Source organism: Arthrobacter sp. lap29, assembly GCF_032458965.1.
GTDB lineage: Bacteria > Actinomycetota > Actinomycetes > Actinomycetales > Micrococcaceae > Specibacter > Specibacter psychrochitiniphilus.
Map to the genome: position 1 here is coordinate 457,864 of NZ_JAUCEK010000001.1, position 16,821 is coordinate 474,684.

A 16,821-nucleotide genomic window follows, 5' to 3' on the forward strand; every position below is an offset into this window, starting at 1 on the left:
TTCGGTTCGCTAGTTGGCGAAGGCCGGGGCCCTGTCCCAGTCGAAGCGATTGCGCAATATCCGATTCCAGCGGTTGGCCGGAAGATTGGGGTGGAGCAAGGCGATGCCCACACAGTACTTGCTCATGCTCAGGTCCCGGATGCCCATCTCGGCCAGGACCCGATCAGCAACCCCGCGCCCGTCGGCTGACTTTGTTTCAACCACCACCAGGTCAGGCCCGGCCACTTCCTGGTCCTGGTCTTTGCACACCAACTGCACATCGCAGGTGAGCCTTTCGCGGCTGTGCGGGTTGACGAGCGTGCCTCGACGGTAGTCCACGGTCATGACCGGGTTCAGAGCGGGCATGGGGATCCCGTATTCAGTCTCGAGCAGCTCGGCCAAGAATGCCTCGTCGTCGTGGTTCATGGTGGTGCGCTCATCCAACGGGTGGGGGATCCGGTACTTGTCCGTTTCCCCGCGCAGACCCTTCAACTTGGCCTCAAACATGCACAATCCGGAATCCAGGTAGGTGCGGGTGCGGACCTTGAAACGGCGCCGCCGGCCCTGGCGGTGGGCCCGGAACTGGTCCAGATCTGGGGTGTCGAAGTAGGTGGAGCTGTAGCCGAAGATGCGGCGCTGGCCGATTTCCATGATGGCGAAATCGTCGTCCAAGGCCGCCATGAGGGTGGCCAGTTCGTTGCTGGTCAGCAGGAACTTTTTATCTACGCGGCGCTGCAGCGCAGCTTCCTCATTCACCTCCGCGAGGCTGATGGGACGGCGCTGGCCGGCACCGGCCTCGAGGACTTCTGCGCAGGTCATGAATGTGACTGCGCATGGAGCGGCGCTGCTGCTGAGGTGGCATCGCTCGCATCAAAGAGCACAGCCTCAAGGTCCGCCGTGCTCAAGGCCGGCTGTGTGCCCGCCATCGGATTGGATTCGGTGCTCCCGGTGGATGCTGAAGACTTGGCGGCCAGGGCAGCGGGGGTGGGGGTCTTGTAGCGGACGTCGGCCACGGTCATGTCACGCACAACGTCCAAGGAGATCACTTCGATGCGGGTGACGGGCCCGCCCAGCAATGACTCGAGTGCGTCACGCAGTTCCACCTCATTGGCGTAGGCGCGGTCCAAGGTGATGCTCTGGCGGCGGGTGCGCGGTGCGATCCGGGGATGATCGGCGAGGTAGAGCACAGCCACCAGTGCCGCGGAGAGAACGGGGGAGAGCCAAGCCGGGTCCGGGTGCAGGCCGTTCATCAAACCCAGGACCAGTGCGGCGAAGTAGTAGCCGATCTCGCCCTGGGTCAGGGTATCCGAGCGGAGCCGGATGATGGAGAGTACGCCAAACAATCCCAAGCCCAGGCCCATGCCGGCCCCACTGCCGGACAAGAGCATGGTCACCAGCATGATGCCCACGTTCAGGCATACGTAGGCGATGGCCAGGTCGCGGCGCTGGTAGCGGGGGAAGTAGACGGCGTAGACCAGAACGGTGATACAGACAAGGTTTGCTGCCAGTGCAATCCACAGATTGAACATGAGGGCTCCTAAACGAGTGATTGATTTCCTAATCACTACTGTTCAGTACGCGTATGAGAGAAAAAGGAGACGGAAATGAGAGACCTCTCATGAACTCCGCATCAGTCCAGTTTGAGCCTGTACCCCATGCCGCGGACCGTCTCAATGCGCTCGGCGCCGAACTTTTTACGCAGGTACCTGATGTAGACATCCACAATGTTGGAGCCGGGGTCAAAGTCAAAGCCCCACACCTGGGAGAGCAGCTGTTCGCGGGAAAGCACCTGGTCCCGGTGCCGGAACAAGGTCTCGGCCAGGGCGAATTCGCGGGCGCTGAGATCCTTGGCAACACCGTCAACTAGGGCGCGGCGGGTACGCAGGTCCAGGATCATGGTCCCTGCCGTCAAGACGGTTGCCTCTTCCATGACATGCCCGCGCAGGCGCAACCGGACCCGGGCCAGCAATTCCTCAAAAGCAAACGGCTTGGGCAGGTAGTCATCCGCCCCGCCGCCCAGACCGGCCACCTTGTCCTCCACGCTACTGCGGGCTGAGAGAATCAGCACGGGGATGTCCACCAGGTCTTGACGCAGCCTGTGCAGCACCGATAGCCCGTCCATGACCGGCAGGCCAATATCTAAGATCAGCAGGTCATAGGCGTAGGAGCGGGCCTCTTCATAGGCTGACTGTCCGTCAGTAACAACATGTGTGACATAGCCCTCGGCGTTCAACCCCTTTTGTACAAAGGTTGCGATGCGGGCTTCATCTTCTGCGATCAGGATGCGTTTCATTTAGTGCTCTCCGGTTTCATTAAAAATGTGTGCAAGTTCTCCAACGCGTGCTGTGCCCGGTTTCAGTGGCTCATCGCTTTCTTCCTGCGGAAGCTGGATGGGCAGTGTGAGGGTGAAGGTGGCTCCCGCGCCCGGTGCGCTAAGGACGGAAACCGTACCGCCATGGGCATCGGCAATGGATTTGACGATGGCCAGGCCCAGCCCCGCACCAGCGCTTTGACGGCGGCCAGAACCACGGTGGAAACGGTCAAAGATGCCCTCTTGTTCCTCCACGGCTATCCCCGATCCGGTATCCCGCACCCACAACAACAGGGTGCCGTTGCGGTGGACGGAATCAAGTTCTAGCTGGTGGGCAGGGTCCAGTCTGGAGCCAAAAGCAATGGTGCCGGTGTGCGGGGTGTGGGCCACGGCGTTGGCTGCCAACTGCATGAGGGCCTGGGTTAGACGCTGGCCGTCGGCGACCACTTGGCCCTCAGCGAGTTCATCGATGGCCCAGTGCTGTGGGCCGAGTATGCGGGCCTTGCTCAGCGCATCCACTACCAAGTCCATGAGCTCAACGTTTTGCGGCATGAGGAAATCGGGCTGTTGGGACTTCGCTAACAACAACAGGTCATTGACAATCCGGCTCATACGGTCAAGCTCATCGGTGACCAGGGCTACGGTGTCGGCGCGCTCAGCCGGGTCCTCACTCATCATCTCAAGGTGACCCCTGATCACGGTGATGGGCGTGCGCAACTCGTGTCCGGCGTCGTCCACGAATTGACGCTGTGTGGCAAAGGCCATCTCGAGACGGTCCAGCATGCGGTTGAACGTGCTGGCGAGGGCGGCAACATCATCACGGCCGTTCACCTCAATCCGGCCCTGCAGGTCAGTCTCACTGATGGTCTCGGCGGTCTCACGAACTTGCCGCAGGGGTGCCAACACGCGCCCGGCAATGAGCCAGCTGGTAATGCCGGCGCCAATGACAGCCAGAACGCCGGAGAGGGCGAAAATTCTCAGTGAACTAAAAAGCGGCGCGGCAAGTTCATTGCGGAATTGCACACTGATCACGGCCCCAAGCTGCGGATCGCCCTCCACCTGCACCGGTAGCACAGCGTAGGCTACTTCTCCGGCAGCTGACTTGTACCGCCCGTAAACAGGTTCATCATGGCCTCCCACGAGAGCTAAGAACACCGGGTCCCTGTCCAGACGCACGGGAGGGTCCCCGGCCATGCGCCGGTGCGGTGCATTCCCCAGCAGGCTAAAGGCAGTCTCGGCGTTATTGGGCACGGTGTCTTGTAAGTACCGGGTCAGCAGATCATCGGAGGTGAACTCGGAGTCGGCTGCCGAAGACGCTGCAAAGGTGCGCAAACTCGTGGCCGCATGAGTGAGCCGGCCATCCAGCAGCGCATCTATACGGGCATTGAGGATCTGTGCCGAGAGCACAATGGACGCCGCGAACGCGAGGGTCAGCAGCAGCACCATGGCGCCAATAATCCGCGCCCTGGCGCTCGGAGTACGAGGTTCACGAGCCGTTGGGTGCTGGCGGGGAGCTCGCCCGCCTCGATTAGTCATCATAATAGTCATCCCAGTAGTCTTCCCAATCGTCATCGCAATCCTCGTCCCCTGCCAGCGGTGCGCAGACGGGAACTTCGATGGCCCCATTCGATGGTGGGAGGGGCCTTGCGGGCACCGGGTTCGGCGGTGGAACGATTATGGGTAAGGGTGCGGCCGGGAGCTCCGGTGGAAGATTGCCCTCTGTCGGGGTGCTGGAAGGGGACGTGCTCGCGGGCGGATTGCTGGCAGAGGGCTCACTCGTGATCTTCCCTGTGGGCGGGGTCCACGCGGGGGTGACCACGATGCTTTCGCCCAGCTCGGGTTCGGAACTTGAAACTAGCAGTGTGGTGGCCAGCGTGGTTCCACCCACCAGCACGGCCAGGAAGGTGATGAGGATGAACCGTGGAATCTGCATGCCCCAATCCTTTCGCATGACGGTGCCAGCCACATGAGGCGGGGATGAGAGTTCTCTCATCCAAACATGTTCCCTGCCCGTGGGGCGAATTAGAGCAAACTGTTAGCGGGCGTTAGAGGGGTTTTTGGGTTCACCGTGGAGTGGACCAGGCTGCAAAGTCACCAACCCGGTTCCCGCGGCGGCCTTTCCAAGGTTCTAATGGACCTTACGCAGGGTTGCCGTGGCGGACCCTGCGGAAAATCCAGTAGCGCAGCAGCAGAAACCGGCTGACGGCTGAGGCCACATTGCCCAGAACAATTACGGCAAGTACCACCACGAGGGAGGCCTGTGGGGCTATCTCATGGAGCGCCCACAGGCTGCCACTGGTCATGGTCAAGGCCAGCAGCATGACCCAGATTCCTCGGCGCTGGTCCCGCCACCACAAGTGGCGCCCGCTCACGCCAAAGCTCATGTGCCGGTTAAGTTCCGTGTTCAGGAATGAGCACAACACCAAGGAAATGACGTTGGCCCACTGGTTTCCCATGGTGGGGCGCAGGATGGCAAAAATCGTCATGGAGATGACGGTGCAAATGAGGGCAACAACAGCAAAGCCACGCAGTTGCTGGGATAGGGCAGGATGGTGCTGCCACCAGCTTTTGAGCACACCAGAAACCCCGCGGCCTGTGATGACAGGCTCGGCGGGGAGTGGCTCCGGAGTTGTTGTAGTTGCCATAACTAACTAAATTCTGCCAGCTGACTGTGTGAACTCCCAATCAGCACCAAGAACGTTGCCTGTGAGTTTCAGCCGTGAGTTTCACTGGTGGGCCAGAGGCCGGTCAGGGCCCAGCCACCACGGGGTTGCGCAGCTCGCCAATCCCACCCACACAGCAAACAACCTCGTCACCTGGGCTGATCTGCCGGCACTCGGCCGGGAATCCGGTGAGGATCACATCACCGGGCTGCAAGGTCATGAAGCTACTTAGATACACCAGGATCTCATCCACACCCCAGCCCAGATCGTCACTCGAGGCGGGGGCCAGCTGGGTTCCGTTGTGCACAATGCTGATGGGCACGCCGTCGTCCGCCAGGCCCACCACAATCCAGGGGCCAAGCGGGGTGAAGGTGTCCGGGCTCTTGGCGCTGATCCACAGTTCATCGGATTTTTGTGCGTCACGAGCGGAGACATCATTGCCAATGGTGAAGCCAAGGATGGCGCTGCGGGCACTCTCCAGCGACAGGTTCTTGGCGGGCCGGCCAATGACAATTGTCAGCTCGGCCTCAGGATCAACGTAACCTACCGTAGGGCTCAGCTTGATTGCCTCGCCTGGGCCAATCACGGAGCTGGCCGCCTTGTGGAACGCCTGCGGATCAAGGGCACGGCCGGGGGCGCCGGTGTTGTGCGCCATGCCAAAAACATTCACCGGGGCGCAAGGAGCCAGGAACGTGAATTCGTCCTCAGTGAGCGTTGCGCCCAGGGTCCAGCCCTCACGGGCGGCACTGTTCTGGTTGGCGGCGGAGGTGGGGAACGGGGTCTCCACGACGTGCCAGATCTGCCCTTCCGGGCTGGTGAAATCAGCCGCATCATTGCGGATAAAAAATTGCTCGGGCAGTGGGGGCGGTGCGGCACTGCGCCGCCCTGGGTTCTGCGCTGCGGCCTCAAGGGGGCGGACACGGGCAAGGCGGTAGGGCACTAAAGTCATGAGGACATCCTACCTCCGGCGGGCGGGTGTGCTCACAGTCACGTGGCATAGACTCCCTGACATGGCTAAGGGAAACACAAAAATGCTGAACCGTGCTTTGACTGCCGCATTCACGGTTGGGGCTGCCGGTGCAGCAGCCGTCATCGGTGCCCGCGCACTCCGGGCAGGGCCGGGAACGCCGCCGGGTGACTTTGGCGCAGCAGAGCCAACCGGAGATATTGGTGCGCACTACGCCCAAGGTGCCGCAGATCAGCTCAGCGAATTGATCCGCTTCCGCACCGTCTTCTCCACTGCCCGCGATCAGATTGAGTTGGACCAGTTCACTGGTTTCATCGCGGCGTTGGAACGGCTATTTCCCAGAGTGCACTCATCCTTGACCCGGGAGTTTGTGAACGGCCAAGGACTCCTGTTCCGCTGGGCAGGACGCGGGGGGGATGCGCCGGCGCGTCCCACAGTCTTGATGGCCCACTATGACGTGGTTCCCGTGGATTCCCGTGATGCCTGGACGCACCCTGGATTCTCAGGACTTCAGACGGACGGCTATGTGTGGGGTCGCGGGGCCCTGGATGACAAGGGGGCGCTGGTGGTGATCATGAACGCCGTCGAATCCTTGTTGGAGGAGGGGTTTGTGCCCACTGACGATCTCTACCTCTCCTTTGGCAACAACGAGGAAACCGCTGGCGACAGTGCCCAGGCGGCAGTGGCGCTGCTTTCCGCCCGGGGTGTTGCGCCGTGGCTGGTCCTTGATGAAGGCGGCGCGGTAGCTCTCGATGCGTTCCCTGGCTTGAAGGTCCCTGCGGCTGTCATTGGTGTGGCTGAGAAGGGCATTTTGGATCTGGAACTGCTCACCAGGGGCGCTGGCGGGCATGCCTCGACACCGCCGAAAATGGGCGCCACAGTTCGTTTAGCCCAAGCCATTGTGGCCTTGGAAGAGTCCCCCTTTCCTTGCTCCATGCCGGCGCCCATCGTTGAAATGATGCGGCGCATAGGACTTGAGAGCAGCTTTGCAATGCGGCTTGTGACAGAGAATATGTGGATGTTCAAGTCCCTGCTGACCCAGGTATTTGGGGTAGTGGGTGATGAGACCCGGGCGTTGACCCGCACCACTGTGGCCGTGACCATGCTGGAGGGCAGCAAGGCTGCCAACGTGTTGGCCTCAACTGCGCGCGCCAACGCCAACATTCGCATTGCCGTGGGGGAGAGTGTTGAGTCAGTTGTGGCACATATCCGCGCCATCATCGACGATCCACAGGTGGAGCTCAGAGTGATTTCCGGGCATGACCCCTCACCCATCTCTTCCTTCACCAACGAACAATTCGCCCTGCTCAGTGCTGCGGTAACACGTTCCTATCCGGAGGCTGTGGTGACACCGTACATTCAGACCGGTGCCACCGATTCACGCCACTTCACCACCATTTCGCCAGCCGTCTACAGGTTTTCACCGCTCCTGATGGACGCTGGCGACCGTGCCTCCCTCCACGCCGTCAATGAACGGGTCCGCATCAGTTCGTTGGGCGCGGGAGTTATCTTCTACCGGGAGCTGTTGCAGGGCCGCGAGCTAGCTCTGCGAGAACGCGAACGCAGCTAGCGGCTGGCCACCGACTCCCTGATTTTGTTCGTCAGCTCAAGCAGCGTGCGCATTTCATCGTCGGAGAGCGCCACTTCCATCAGCTCCATGATGTTCTTGACATGCGCTCGCCCTACCTCTTTTTGAAGCGCGGCGCCTTCCTCGGTGAGCCCAATCAGCACCCCGCGCCTATCGCCCTCCGCCGTCTTGCGGTGGATCAGCCCGCGCGCCTCGAGCCGGTCCACCATGCGGGAAATGCTCGGCTGGGTCAGCAAGACATGCTCGTTGAGCTCGTTGAGCCGCAGCCAGCCGCTGGGGCAGCGCGTTAAGTTATACAAAATGTCGTATTCCCGGCTGCCCAGTTCTTTGAAACTGGGCTCCTTGTGTAATTCGCGCATAACGGCCACTTGCGTTCGCAGCAGTGACTCCCAGGATTCCGTAGCGAGGCGGCGGTGTGCGGCGGCTGACATCTTTAGTTCACTCCGCCAGGATTGATCGATGTTGTTGAAGGCGCGACGCCGGAACTTACCGCCGCGCCCTGGCGCCGGGCTTCGAAGGTGGGTGCGTCGGGGACGGACGCGGGCCGGTTGGTTGCAAATTCTTCACGGAGGGTGGGGAGTACCTCAGCACCGAAGAGATCTAGCTGCTCCAAGACGGTCTTCAATGGCAGCCCGGCGTGATCCACCAAGAACAGCTGGCGCTGGTAGTGCCCAAAGTAGTCACGGAACGTCAACGTCTTGTCAATTAACTCCTGTGGGCTGCCCACCGTCAACGGGGTCTGGGAGGTGAAGTCTTCCAGGGACGGGCCATGGCCATAGACCGGGGCGTTATCAAAGTACGGGCGGAATTCATTCACGGCGTCTTGCGAATTTTTGCGGATAAAGAACTGCCCACCCAAGCCAACAATTGCTTGTTCAGGTGTGCCGTGGCCGTAGTGAGCGTAGCGTTCGCGGTACAGGCCAATTAGCTGCTGGTAGTGCTCCTTGGGCCAGAAGATGTTGTTGGCGAAAAAGCCATCACCGTAGTACGCAGCAATTTCGGCAACCTGGGGTGTGCGGATGGCGCCGTGCCACACAAAGGGGGCAACGCCGTCGAGCGGGCGGGGGGTGGAGGTGAAGCCGCGCAGGGGTGTGCGGAACTTGCCCTCCCAGTTCACCACTTCCTCATCCCAGAGGCGGCGCAGCAGCGAATAGTTTTCCACCGTCAGTTCCACTGAATCCTGATTGTTCTTGCCAAACCACGGGTACACAGCGCCCATGTTGCCCCGTCCCAACACCAGATCCACGCGGCCGTCGGCCAGATGCTGCAAGGTGGCGAAATCCTCGGCAATCTTCACGGGATCGTTGGTAGTGATCAACGTGGTGCTGGTGGAGAGGATGATCTTCTTCGTCTGGGCGGCAATATAGCCCAAGATGGTGGTGGGGGAGCTGGGGTAGAACGGCGGATTGTGGTGCTCGCCGGTGGCAAAGACGTCCATGCCGATGTCCTCAGCGTGTTTGGCGATGGTGGTAATGGCTTTGAGGCGCTCGTGCTCGGTGGGGGTTCGCCCGGTGGTGGGATCCATGGTGATGTCGCCAACACTGAAAATTCCGAACTGCATGGTGTGCTCCTTGACTCCCGGGCGCAGGGGGCTCCGGGAGATATATGCGTTTGTATCTAATATAGGGCTAACCCGCTAGCAGTCCAAAATGTTCCCTGTGCCTCCGCACGCCAGCGCACGCCACGCGCGGCTGACATAAAGGATGTTTCTGGGCACGGGGTTACTCGCGGGTACTAGTATGCCCACAAGACGTACAGTGCCATTCACCGGAAAAATTTGGAGGCAAGCCATGGCTGTATTCCAGCGCGGCACGCCCGGGCGGGGCCTGCGCCTGGCACCCACCGCCACAGCAGTTGTGGGATTCTTGGTGCTGGTTGAACTCACCAGTGGCATCCTTCAGGGGTACTACACGCCGCTGCTGACAGACATTGCCCGCCACCTTGGCATCCACGACGCCGACGTCAACTGGTTCGAAGCCGCACAGCTCATGGTCGCCGCCCTGGTGGTTCCGGTCTTGGCCAAGCTGGGGGACATGATGGGCCACCGCAAAGTGCTGTTGATTTCCACGGCATTGACGGCGGCCGCGTCCTGGGGTGTGGCCTTCGCCCCCAGCTTTTGGTTCTTTCTGGCGGCATGGGCATTGCAGGGATTCTACGTTGTCTGGCTGCCGCTGGAAATTGCGCTCATCTACAGCCGCTCCCACCACCAGCTAGACGGTGCCGCGCTGACACGAAAAGCGGCGGGGATCCTCGTGGCGGGTCTGGAATTGGGCGTGATTGTTGGCGCCTTGGCCGGTGGATTTATTGGTGGCGCCCTGCCGGATATGCTCTGGCTGACCCTTATGATTCCTGCCATCGCGGTCACCTTGTGCTTCTTTGTGATCCTGTTCGGTGTTCCCGAATCCGAGAGCCGCACGGGTGGCAGGCTGGACCTCATGGGCTTGACCCTGCTCTCCACCGGCCTGCTGCTGATCACCGCCGGCCTGACCTTCATGCGCATCAACGGCCCCGGCACCTGGTGGGCGTGGGCCGCCGTGGTGCTTGGAATTGCCGCCATGATTCCGTTCACACGCTACGAACTTGGCCACAAGGACCCGCTGATCGACATCCGCCTCCTGAGGAAGCCCAGTATGTGGCCGGTCCAATTGACCGCGTTCCTGTTCGGCGTCTCGGTATTGGGTGCGCAAGCGCCTCTGTCCACCTTCGCCCGCACCGCCCCAGCCGAGGTTGGCTACGGTCTCGGTGCCAGCGCTTCCGTGGTGTCGGTTCTGATCGGCGTGTACGTGCTGGGCATGCTGGCCGGTGCCCTCCTTTACCCCGTTGTCACTAGATGGACCACTCCACGAATCACCTTGATGGGCGCAGCATTCATGGTTGCCCTGGGATACCTGATGTTCCTGCCTTTTCACGATTCCACGGTGCAGGTGCTCACCAACATGGCGATCGCCGGCATTGGCAGCGGGGCTCTGGTGGCTGCCCTGCCTTCCGCCGCCGCGGCTGCTGCTCCGCTGACACAAACCGGAATGGCGACAGGGCTGACCAACGCCACAAAGACCTTGGGCGGAGCTTTCGCATCCTGTGTCTTTGGCATTGCACTTGCCGGACAGGCACTGGGTTCGCTGACTGCCGGTGCTGGCTCCACAGCTGCCCCGTTGGAGGGCTACTTGTTGGTGTGGACCATTTGCGGGGTAACGGCACTTGTTGCCGCGATCGCCTTGTACTTTGTGCCGAAGCTGGCTTTTGGCCCCACCCTCCCGGTGGACTAAGCTCCACAGCTTTCGCGAGGTTCCGCGTGGGTTATGTTACCGAGATTCAGTCCCGACACGCGGGCGGGCAGCGGCCGTCCGGTACCCTTTCTAAGGCGCACAAGAAATCTGGAAAGGCACATACATGAGCAACTACAACGGGGCGCCTCCGCCTCCTGCAAACGCACCGATTCCGGGTGGGCCAATGCCCCAGCAAGGGCCAGGGAACCGCAAGACTCTCTTTATAGTTGTGGGCGCAGCGGTTGTGGCGGTGGTGCTTGTGGTTGTGGTGGTGTTGGTCTGGGTCCTCCCTTCTTTCACTCAGTCCGGTAATGAGGGGGAATCAGCACCCACCGTGGCCGCGAGCCAGAGCGCATCGGCTAACGCCGGAAGCGGGGATGCTCCCTCCGAAGCCGCGACGCCCACCGGTCCCGGGGCAGGGAATGAGCCCAGTGATGGCGCCGTCACCATGCCAGAGGGTGCCGTTGCGTTGCCACAAGGCTGGGATGCGCTGGAGGGACCCACCGAGATTCCGGCGGAGGGAGATCCGCTGTTCTCCAAGTTCGTGACGGGAGAATCTTCCTTCCAGTACCTCAAGGCCTGGGATTATGACACCACGTTTGGCAAGACCACCGATCCCGAATCAGGCACAGAGATGCAGCAGGTGGCCCAGGGCACCAAGGACTTGGACGCTGACGGCATTTCCACTGCCTTTGCCTTCTTCGCGGAAAGTGATGAGGGCAAGCACGGAAGCGATCCGGCCACGGTGAAGGCTGCTATCAAGGCCACACAGAGCAAATTGGCTGGTGCTTCAACAACCGAGCTGACCCAGCAATTGGTGGGACACAAGTGCGCCTCTGACTTCACCTCCAGCACTCCGGCGATCCAAGATTTTCGCCGCGGCCAGGCCGTTGTCATCTCGTTCAGCTGCAAGAGCGCCAACGGTGAGGACATTCAAGCGATCAACCTTTTTTCTGTTACGCCGTGGGGAACGCCGCAGCGAGTGGGCGTCAGCGGCCACAAGAGTTACTGGGACGCCAACCCGGGCGTGTTTGAAAAGCTGGGCAATTCCTACCGCATCAACAGGTGGAAGCTCTAACAAACGAAAAAAATAACATCTCACGCCAAGGCGTAGGGAATAGTTGAGGGACGTTGAATTTTCAACGTCCCTCAACCATTTGGCGTTAACCCAGGTGCTGATGCCCTTGGAGCTGGACGGTTAGTCTGCGGCGCGGCGGCCGCGGACCTTCGGGATGGCCCCGGTAGTCCAGTCCTGGAAGCCAGCTCCCGCGTGAGCACCAGTATCGGTACTGCCCTGAGCGCCCGCGTGAGCACCCGCATGGCTGGCCGGTACGTGCACCACCTTGAGCGCCTTGATGAGATCGTGGCGTTCTTTGCGTCCTTCAACGAGTCGGTACAGCACCGGCACCAGGATCAGGGTCAGGACCGTGGAGGAGATCAACCCACCCACCACCACAACGGCCAGAGGCTGTGAGATGAAGCCCCCGCTTCCGGTCAGGCCCAACGCCATGGGGGTCAGCGCAAAGATGGTGGCCAGCGCGGTCATCAAAATGGGCCGCAAACGCTGCCGTGCACCATGTTCAATGGCGTCGGCCACGTTCATGGCGGGTCTGTCTCCGGCAGGTTGGCGGTACTGGTTGATGAGGTCAATCAGCACAATGGCGTTTGTCACCACAATCCCCACCAGCATCAACATGCCGATCAGTGACGGCAGGCCCAGCGGGATGCCCGTGATGAGCAGCAGACCAATGGCTCCGGTTGCCGCAAACGGGATGGACACCAACAGGATCAGCGGCTGAATCAACGATTTGAACGTGGCCACCATGATCACATAGACAATGGCGATGGCGGCCAGCATGGCCAGCCCCAATTGCTGGAAGGATTCGGTCTGCTGCGTGGCCGCGCCGCCAATGGTAGCGATGGTGCCAGCGGGCAGCTGCATCGAGTCGAGCTTCTTTTGTACCTCGGCGCTGAGCGAGCCCAGAGCGTTGCCCTCAGGCGTCACTGAAACTGTGGCGGTGCGCTGGCCGTTGGAGGATGTCACCGTGAGCGGGGCCTGGACCTCTTCAACAGTGGCCACCTGCGAGAGGGGTACGGGCCCTGTTTTGGTGGGGATTTGCGCGGCTGCTAGGGCCTTCACGGAATCAAATTGGGTGCCCAGACCAATCTGGACCTTGTAATCGGTGGTGTCAATGCGCACCGTGCCGCCGGGGATGGGGCTGACGGTGGCGGCCAACAAGCCCGTGATTTGTTGCTCATCCAGGCCGGCCGCAACGGCCTTCGCCCGGTTCACGCTGACCTGGACAACCGGTTGGGTGCCGCTGAGGTTGCTTTCCACCGACTGCGCGCCCGCCAACCCGGTCATGGCCTTGACCAGAGTTTCACTGGCCTGTTGAAGTTCCTCGCCCGTGGTGGCCTTGACAGTGATATCAACGGAGGAAGACATGCCAAAGCCGCCGCCCTGGGACCCCAAGCTGATGACGCCTGCATCCTTGATATCTTCGACGGCGGTACGTACGGTGTCCTGGAGCTTCACCTGGTCCGCATCGGGATCCGTGATGACCTGGAATGAGGCGCTGGAAGCACCGGAGGAGAGAAGCGCCGAGAAGCCGCCGGAGGCGTTGCCCACCGTGACCTGAACATCGGTGACGCCGTCAATGCCGCTCACCACGCTTTCAACTTTCTTGGCAGCTTCGTTGCTGGCTTGCAGGCTTGTACCCGGGGGCAGATCCTGCTGGATGGTGATGCTGTTCTGTCCGGTATCACCTAACAAGTTGGTAGGGAGCAGCGGTGTCATAGCCAGGGTTGCGGCCAGCACAATGCCACCGGCAATGAGCGTCACAACAGGATGTTTTTGGGTCTTGGCCAGGATGGGCAGGTAGCCGCGCTGCAACCAGGACGAACGTTCCTTCTCTTCCACAGCGCTCAGCAGCGCTTTCCCACGCAAGGGGGTGCCGGCGTCGTGCTCCGAGGCCGTGCCTGAACTGGTGTGCTCCACCGCGGGCGTGGACTTCAAGAACCAGTACGCCAGAACGGGAACAATGGTCAGCGAGACCAGCAGGGAGGCCAGCAGCGCAAAGGTGACAGTCAGTGCGAAGGGGCGGAAGAGCTCCCCGGCCAGCGAGCCCACAAACGCGATGGGCAAGAACACGGCCACGGTGGTCAGGGTGGAGGCCGTAATGGCTGCCGCAACCTCCTTGATGGCGGCCAGGATGGCGGTCTTCTTGTCCTCGCCGTAGCTTAGATGCCGCTTGATGTTCTCGATGACCACAATGGAGTCATCCACCACCCGGCCAATCGCGATGGTGAGCGCGCCCAGGGTCAGGATGTTCAGCGAGTAGCCGGTGGCCCAGAGGCCAATGAACGTCACCAGCAGGGACAGCGGAATGGAGATCGCGGTGACCAGGGTGGAGCGCACTGACATGAGGAAGATCAGGATCACGATGACGGCGAAGCCAAGACCCAACAGGCCTTCCGTGGCGAGATCGTCAATGGACTTCACAATGAACGGGGCCTGGTCCAGGACGGTGGTGAACTTGGTGTTGTTGCCCATTGATGCCGCCAGTTGTGGCAACATGGTTGCCACCTCTTCGGACACCGAAACCGTGTCTGCCTCAGGCTTTTTCGTAATGGATAGGGCCAGTGTGGCTTTGCCGTTGGTGCGGGTGATGGAGGTGGTGGGGTCATCCGCCAGCGTCACAGTAGCCACGGAGGCGATGGTGGGGATTCCCTCCGCTGCACCGGCCAGGGGCAAGGCCTTGACCGCGTCGAGTGAATCCACGGGGCTGCCGGCCTGGATGGACAAGGTGGTGCCACCGGTGTCCAGGGAGCCGACAGGGACCAAAGTGCCGTTGTTGCTCAGAGCTTGGGAGATGTCACCGGGGTTTACGCCCGCGGCAGCCATTTTGGCGGGATCGGGCAGGATTTGGATGTGCTGGGAATTGGCGCCGCTGACATCGGCGCTGCGGACGCCGTCGATCTTCATGAGCTGCGGCACGGCAATGCGTGCCAGATCCGTGTTCAGTGCAGCGAGGTCTTGATCCGAAGATACTGCCAGGAAGACGATCGGAAAATCGGAGATGCTCCCGGCGATCGGCTGCGGTTGCACACCGTCAGGCAGGCGCTGGCTGACATTGGAGATGGCACGGTCAATTTGGTTCCGGGCCCGGTCCAGGTTGGTGCCATAAGCGAAGGAGAGGCTAATGGTAGAGACGCCGCTGCGGGAGGTGGAGGTGCTGGATTCCAGCCCCTCCACCGCATTCAGCGCAGCTTCAAGAGGAGCGCTGACTTGTTTGTCCACCACGGCTGGAGAGGCGCCGGGCATGGCCGAGACCACAGTGATTTGCGGGAACTCGATACTTGGGATGAGCTCTTGTTTCAGCGATCCCAAGGTGATGACCCCGAACACCATGGCAAAAATTGTGATCAGCGCGATCAGGGCCCGGTTGCCCAACGACATTGTGGCCAATTTGAACATTAACAATCTCCCACTGCTTCTTGCCGGCTGATCCGGGCCCCAATCAAAAGAGCTGAAGGCCCCCTCGTTACTTCAACTGCAAAGAAGCTGCCGTGGCAGCCAGGCTCTTTTCAAAGAGTTCGGCATTTTCATTGAGCTTTGTGCCATAGGTGGGCATCATGGTGCGCAATGAATCCTGCCAGTGAAATTTGTACTGGCGTGGGAAGCAGCGCTGCAACAGTTCCAGCATAATCGGCACGGCCGTGGATGCTCCGGGCGATGCACCGAGCAGGGCTGACAAGGTGCCGTCGGCTGCCGTGATGACTTCAGTGCCGAACTGGAGCACTCCGCCCTTCTTGGCATCCTTCTTGATGATCTGAACCCGCTGGCCTGCCGTGATCAGCTCCCAGTCCTTCCCGTCCGCTTCGGGGAAGTACTCGTGGAGTGCATCCACCTTGCCGGAATGGGTTTTTGTGACCTCGGTGACCAAGTACTTGACCAAGTCCAGATTGTCCTTGCCCACGGCGAGCATGGGGATGATGTTATTGGGGCGGATGGAGCCGGGCAGGTCCATGTAGCTGCCGGTCTTGAGGTACTTGGTGGAGAATCCGCCGTAGGGGCCGAACAGCAAGGAACGCTGGCCGTCAACGTAGCGGGTGTCCAGGTGCGGCACGGACATGGGCGGGGCGCCCACGGATGCTTGGCCGTAGACCTTGGCGCTGTGCTTGGCAGCGAGTTTTTGATCCGTGCAGCGGAAGAACTGGCCGGAGACGGGGAACCCGCCGAAGCCCTTACCCTCGGGAATGCCTGATTTCTGCAGCAGGTGCAGGGCGCCGCCACCGGAGCCGATGAAGACGAACTTGGCCTTCACCTTGCCGTGTTCGCCTGAGGTGGGGTGCTTGAGCCCAACATCCCAGCCGCCGTCAGTGGTGCGGGCCAAATCGGTCACGGTGGTGCCGTAGTTAATCTCCACACCGTTCTTGTCCATGTAGCCCATGAGCTCGCGGGTCAGAGCGCCAAAGTCCACATCCGTGCCTTCCGCGGCTCGGGTGGCGCTGACAACCTGTTGGGGATCACGGCCCTTCATGACCAGAGGCGCCCACTGGGCGATCTTCGCGGGGTCCTCGGAGTACTCCATGGAGGCAAACACGGGGTTTGCCGACAGCGACTCATGGCGGGCCTTGAGGAACTTGCGGTGCGCCTCACCAATCACAAAGCTCATATGCGGCACGGTGTTGATGAAGCCCTTGGGAGAGCCGATCAATGATTCGTCCACCAGGTGCGCCCAAAACTGGCGTGAGAGTTGAAATTGTTCGTTAATGCTGATGGCCTTGGCCGGGTTTACTGAACCGTCTGCGGCCGCCGGTGAGTAGTTAAGCTCACACAGTGCCGAGTGTCCGGTGCCCGCGTTGTTCCAGGGGCTGGAGGACTCCAAACCGGGAGTATCGAGCTGTTCAAAGAGCACAATCTTCCAGTTAGGTTCCAGCTGCTTGAGCATAGTGCCCAGCGTTGCGCTCATGATGCCGCCTCCAATGAGGACAACGTCAGCGTCTTTGGTGTTCGAAATGAAGGTCACAGTCAACTCCAGTAG

The 16,821-nt window shown here is 60.9% G+C and carries 14 protein-coding genes; 3 read left to right on the top strand and 11 right to left on the bottom strand.

What is annotated here, in order from left to right; translation table 11 throughout:
• Window positions 1-9: 9 nt before the first annotated feature.
• The 7 genes from RY113_RS02060 to RY113_RS02090 form a co-directional block, all read right to left on the bottom strand.
• Window positions 10-798, bottom strand: a complete 789-nt coding sequence (locus RY113_RS02060) for a polyphosphate polymerase domain-containing protein (RefSeq protein WP_110106677.1) — start codon at window positions 796-798, stop codon at window positions 10-12.
• Window positions 795-1,508, bottom strand: coding sequence for a DUF4956 domain-containing protein (locus RY113_RS02065; protein WP_315913132.1), 714 nt, complete (start codon window positions 1,506-1,508; stop codon window positions 795-797). Before RY113_RS02065 ends, RY113_RS02060 begins: the two co-directional genes overlap by 4 nt.
• Window positions 1,509-1,609: 101 nt before the next feature.
• Window positions 1,610-2,272 (bottom strand): response regulator transcription factor, encoded by a 663-nt coding sequence (locus RY113_RS02070; RefSeq protein WP_110106679.1) that lies wholly within the window; start codon window positions 2,270-2,272, stop codon window positions 1,610-1,612.
• Complete coding sequence (locus RY113_RS02075) at window positions 2,273-3,838, bottom strand: cell wall metabolism sensor histidine kinase WalK (protein ID WP_211315132.1); 1,566 nt, start codon at window positions 3,836-3,838, stop codon at window positions 2,273-2,275.
• Window positions 3,819-4,283: a hypothetical protein gene (locus tag RY113_RS02080; RefSeq protein ID WP_315913133.1), complete on the bottom strand. Its 465-nt coding sequence runs from the start codon at window positions 4,281-4,283 to the stop codon at window positions 3,819-3,821. The genes RY113_RS02075 and RY113_RS02080 overlap by 20 nt, the downstream gene beginning before the upstream one ends.
• Window positions 4,284-4,428: 145 nt before the next feature.
• Window positions 4,429-4,935 carry a GtrA family protein gene (locus RY113_RS02085; protein ID WP_315913134.1) on the bottom strand — a complete coding sequence of 169 codons (507 nt, stop codon included), beginning with the start codon at window positions 4,933-4,935 and terminating at the stop codon, window positions 4,429-4,431.
• Window positions 4,936-5,038: 103 nt separating this feature from the next.
• On the bottom strand, window positions 5,039-5,902 hold the full coding sequence (locus RY113_RS02090; protein WP_110106683.1) for a fumarylacetoacetate hydrolase family protein: 864 nt from the start codon (window positions 5,900-5,902) through the stop codon (window positions 5,039-5,041).
• A 61-nt stretch (window positions 5,903-5,963) separates the two neighbouring features.
• On the opposite strand from RY113_RS02090, the gene RY113_RS02095 reads away from it, so the two are divergent.
• Complete coding sequence (locus RY113_RS02095) at window positions 5,964-7,490, top strand: M20/M25/M40 family metallo-hydrolase (protein ID WP_315913135.1); 1,527 nt, start codon at window positions 5,964-5,966, stop codon at window positions 7,488-7,490.
• Here the strand turns inward: RY113_RS02095 and RY113_RS02100 are convergent.
• Both RY113_RS02100 and RY113_RS02105 read right to left on the bottom strand, forming a co-directional pair.
• Window positions 7,487-7,939, bottom strand: coding sequence for a MarR family winged helix-turn-helix transcriptional regulator (locus tag RY113_RS02100; protein ID WP_110106685.1), 453 nt, complete (start codon window positions 7,937-7,939; stop codon window positions 7,487-7,489). The genes RY113_RS02095 and RY113_RS02100 overlap by 4 nt on opposite strands.
• Window positions 7,940-7,941: 2 nt before the next feature.
• On the bottom strand, window positions 7,942-9,069 hold the full coding sequence (locus tag RY113_RS02105; RefSeq protein WP_315913136.1) for an LLM class flavin-dependent oxidoreductase: 1,128 nt from the start codon (window positions 9,067-9,069) through the stop codon (window positions 7,942-7,944).
• A gap of 229 nt (window positions 9,070-9,298) precedes the next feature.
• On the opposite strand from RY113_RS02105, the gene RY113_RS02110 reads away from it, so the two are divergent.
• Both RY113_RS02110 and RY113_RS02115 read left to right on the top strand, forming a co-directional pair.
• On the top strand, window positions 9,299-10,774 hold the full coding sequence (locus RY113_RS02110) for an MFS transporter (protein ID WP_315913137.1): 1,476 nt from the start codon (window positions 9,299-9,301) through the stop codon (window positions 10,772-10,774).
• A 124-nt stretch (window positions 10,775-10,898) separates the two neighbouring features.
• Window positions 10,899-11,852, top strand: coding sequence for a hypothetical protein (locus tag RY113_RS02115; protein WP_315913138.1), 954 nt, complete (start codon window positions 10,899-10,901; stop codon window positions 11,850-11,852).
• Between the two features lie 120 nt (window positions 11,853-11,972).
• Here the strand turns inward: RY113_RS02115 and RY113_RS02120 are convergent, their stop codons facing one another.
• Window positions 11,973-15,251, bottom strand: a complete 3,279-nt coding sequence (locus tag RY113_RS02120; RefSeq protein WP_315913139.1) for an efflux RND transporter permease subunit — start codon at window positions 15,249-15,251, stop codon at window positions 11,973-11,975.
• 67 nt (window positions 15,252-15,318) lie between these two features.
• Window positions 15,319-16,806 (bottom strand): malate:quinone oxidoreductase, encoded by a 1,488-nt coding sequence (locus RY113_RS02125; protein ID WP_315913140.1) that lies wholly within the window; start codon window positions 16,804-16,806, stop codon window positions 15,319-15,321.
• Window positions 16,807-16,821: the final 15 nt, after the last annotated feature.

What these genes read in the sequence shown, in the direction of transcription:
- RY113_RS02060 (WP_110106677.1), bottom strand. Translation starts at nt 798, where the DNA reads ATGACCTGCGCAGAAGTCCTCGAGGCCGGTGCCGGCCAGCGCCGTCCC.
- RY113_RS02065 (WP_315913132.1), bottom strand. Translation starts at nt 1,508, where the DNA reads ATGTTCAATCTGTGGATTGCACTGGCAGCAAACCTTGTCTGTATCACC.
- RY113_RS02070 (WP_110106679.1), bottom strand. Translation starts at nt 2,272, where the DNA reads ATGAAACGCATCCTGATCGCAGAAGATGAAGCCCGCATCGCAACCTTT.
- RY113_RS02075 (WP_211315132.1), bottom strand. Translation starts at nt 3,838, where the DNA reads ATGACTATTATGATGACTAATCGAGGCGGGCGAGCTCCCCGCCAGCAC.
- RY113_RS02080 (WP_315913133.1), bottom strand. Translation starts at nt 4,283, where the DNA reads ATGAGAGAACTCTCATCCCCGCCTCATGTGGCTGGCACCGTCATGCGA.
- RY113_RS02085 (WP_315913134.1), bottom strand. Translation starts at nt 4,935, where the DNA reads ATGGCAACTACAACAACTCCGGAGCCACTCCCCGCCGAGCCTGTCATC.
- RY113_RS02090 (WP_110106683.1), bottom strand. Translation starts at nt 5,902, where the DNA reads ATGACTTTAGTGCCCTACCGCCTTGCCCGTGTCCGCCCCCTTGAGGCC.
- RY113_RS02095 (WP_315913135.1), top strand. Translation starts at nt 5,964, where the DNA reads ATGGCTAAGGGAAACACAAAAATGCTGAACCGTGCTTTGACTGCCGCA.
- RY113_RS02100 (WP_110106685.1), bottom strand. Translation starts at nt 7,939, where the DNA reads ATGTCAGCCGCCGCACACCGCCGCCTCGCTACGGAATCCTGGGAGTCA.
- RY113_RS02105 (WP_315913136.1), bottom strand. Translation starts at nt 9,069, where the DNA reads ATGCAGTTCGGAATTTTCAGTGTTGGCGACATCACCATGGATCCCACC.
- RY113_RS02110 (WP_315913137.1), top strand. Translation starts at nt 9,299, where the DNA reads ATGGCTGTATTCCAGCGCGGCACGCCCGGGCGGGGCCTGCGCCTGGCA.
- RY113_RS02115 (WP_315913138.1), top strand. Translation starts at nt 10,899, where the DNA reads ATGAGCAACTACAACGGGGCGCCTCCGCCTCCTGCAAACGCACCGATT.
- RY113_RS02120 (WP_315913139.1), bottom strand. Translation starts at nt 15,251, where the DNA reads ATGTTCAAATTGGCCACAATGTCGTTGGGCAACCGGGCCCTGATCGCG.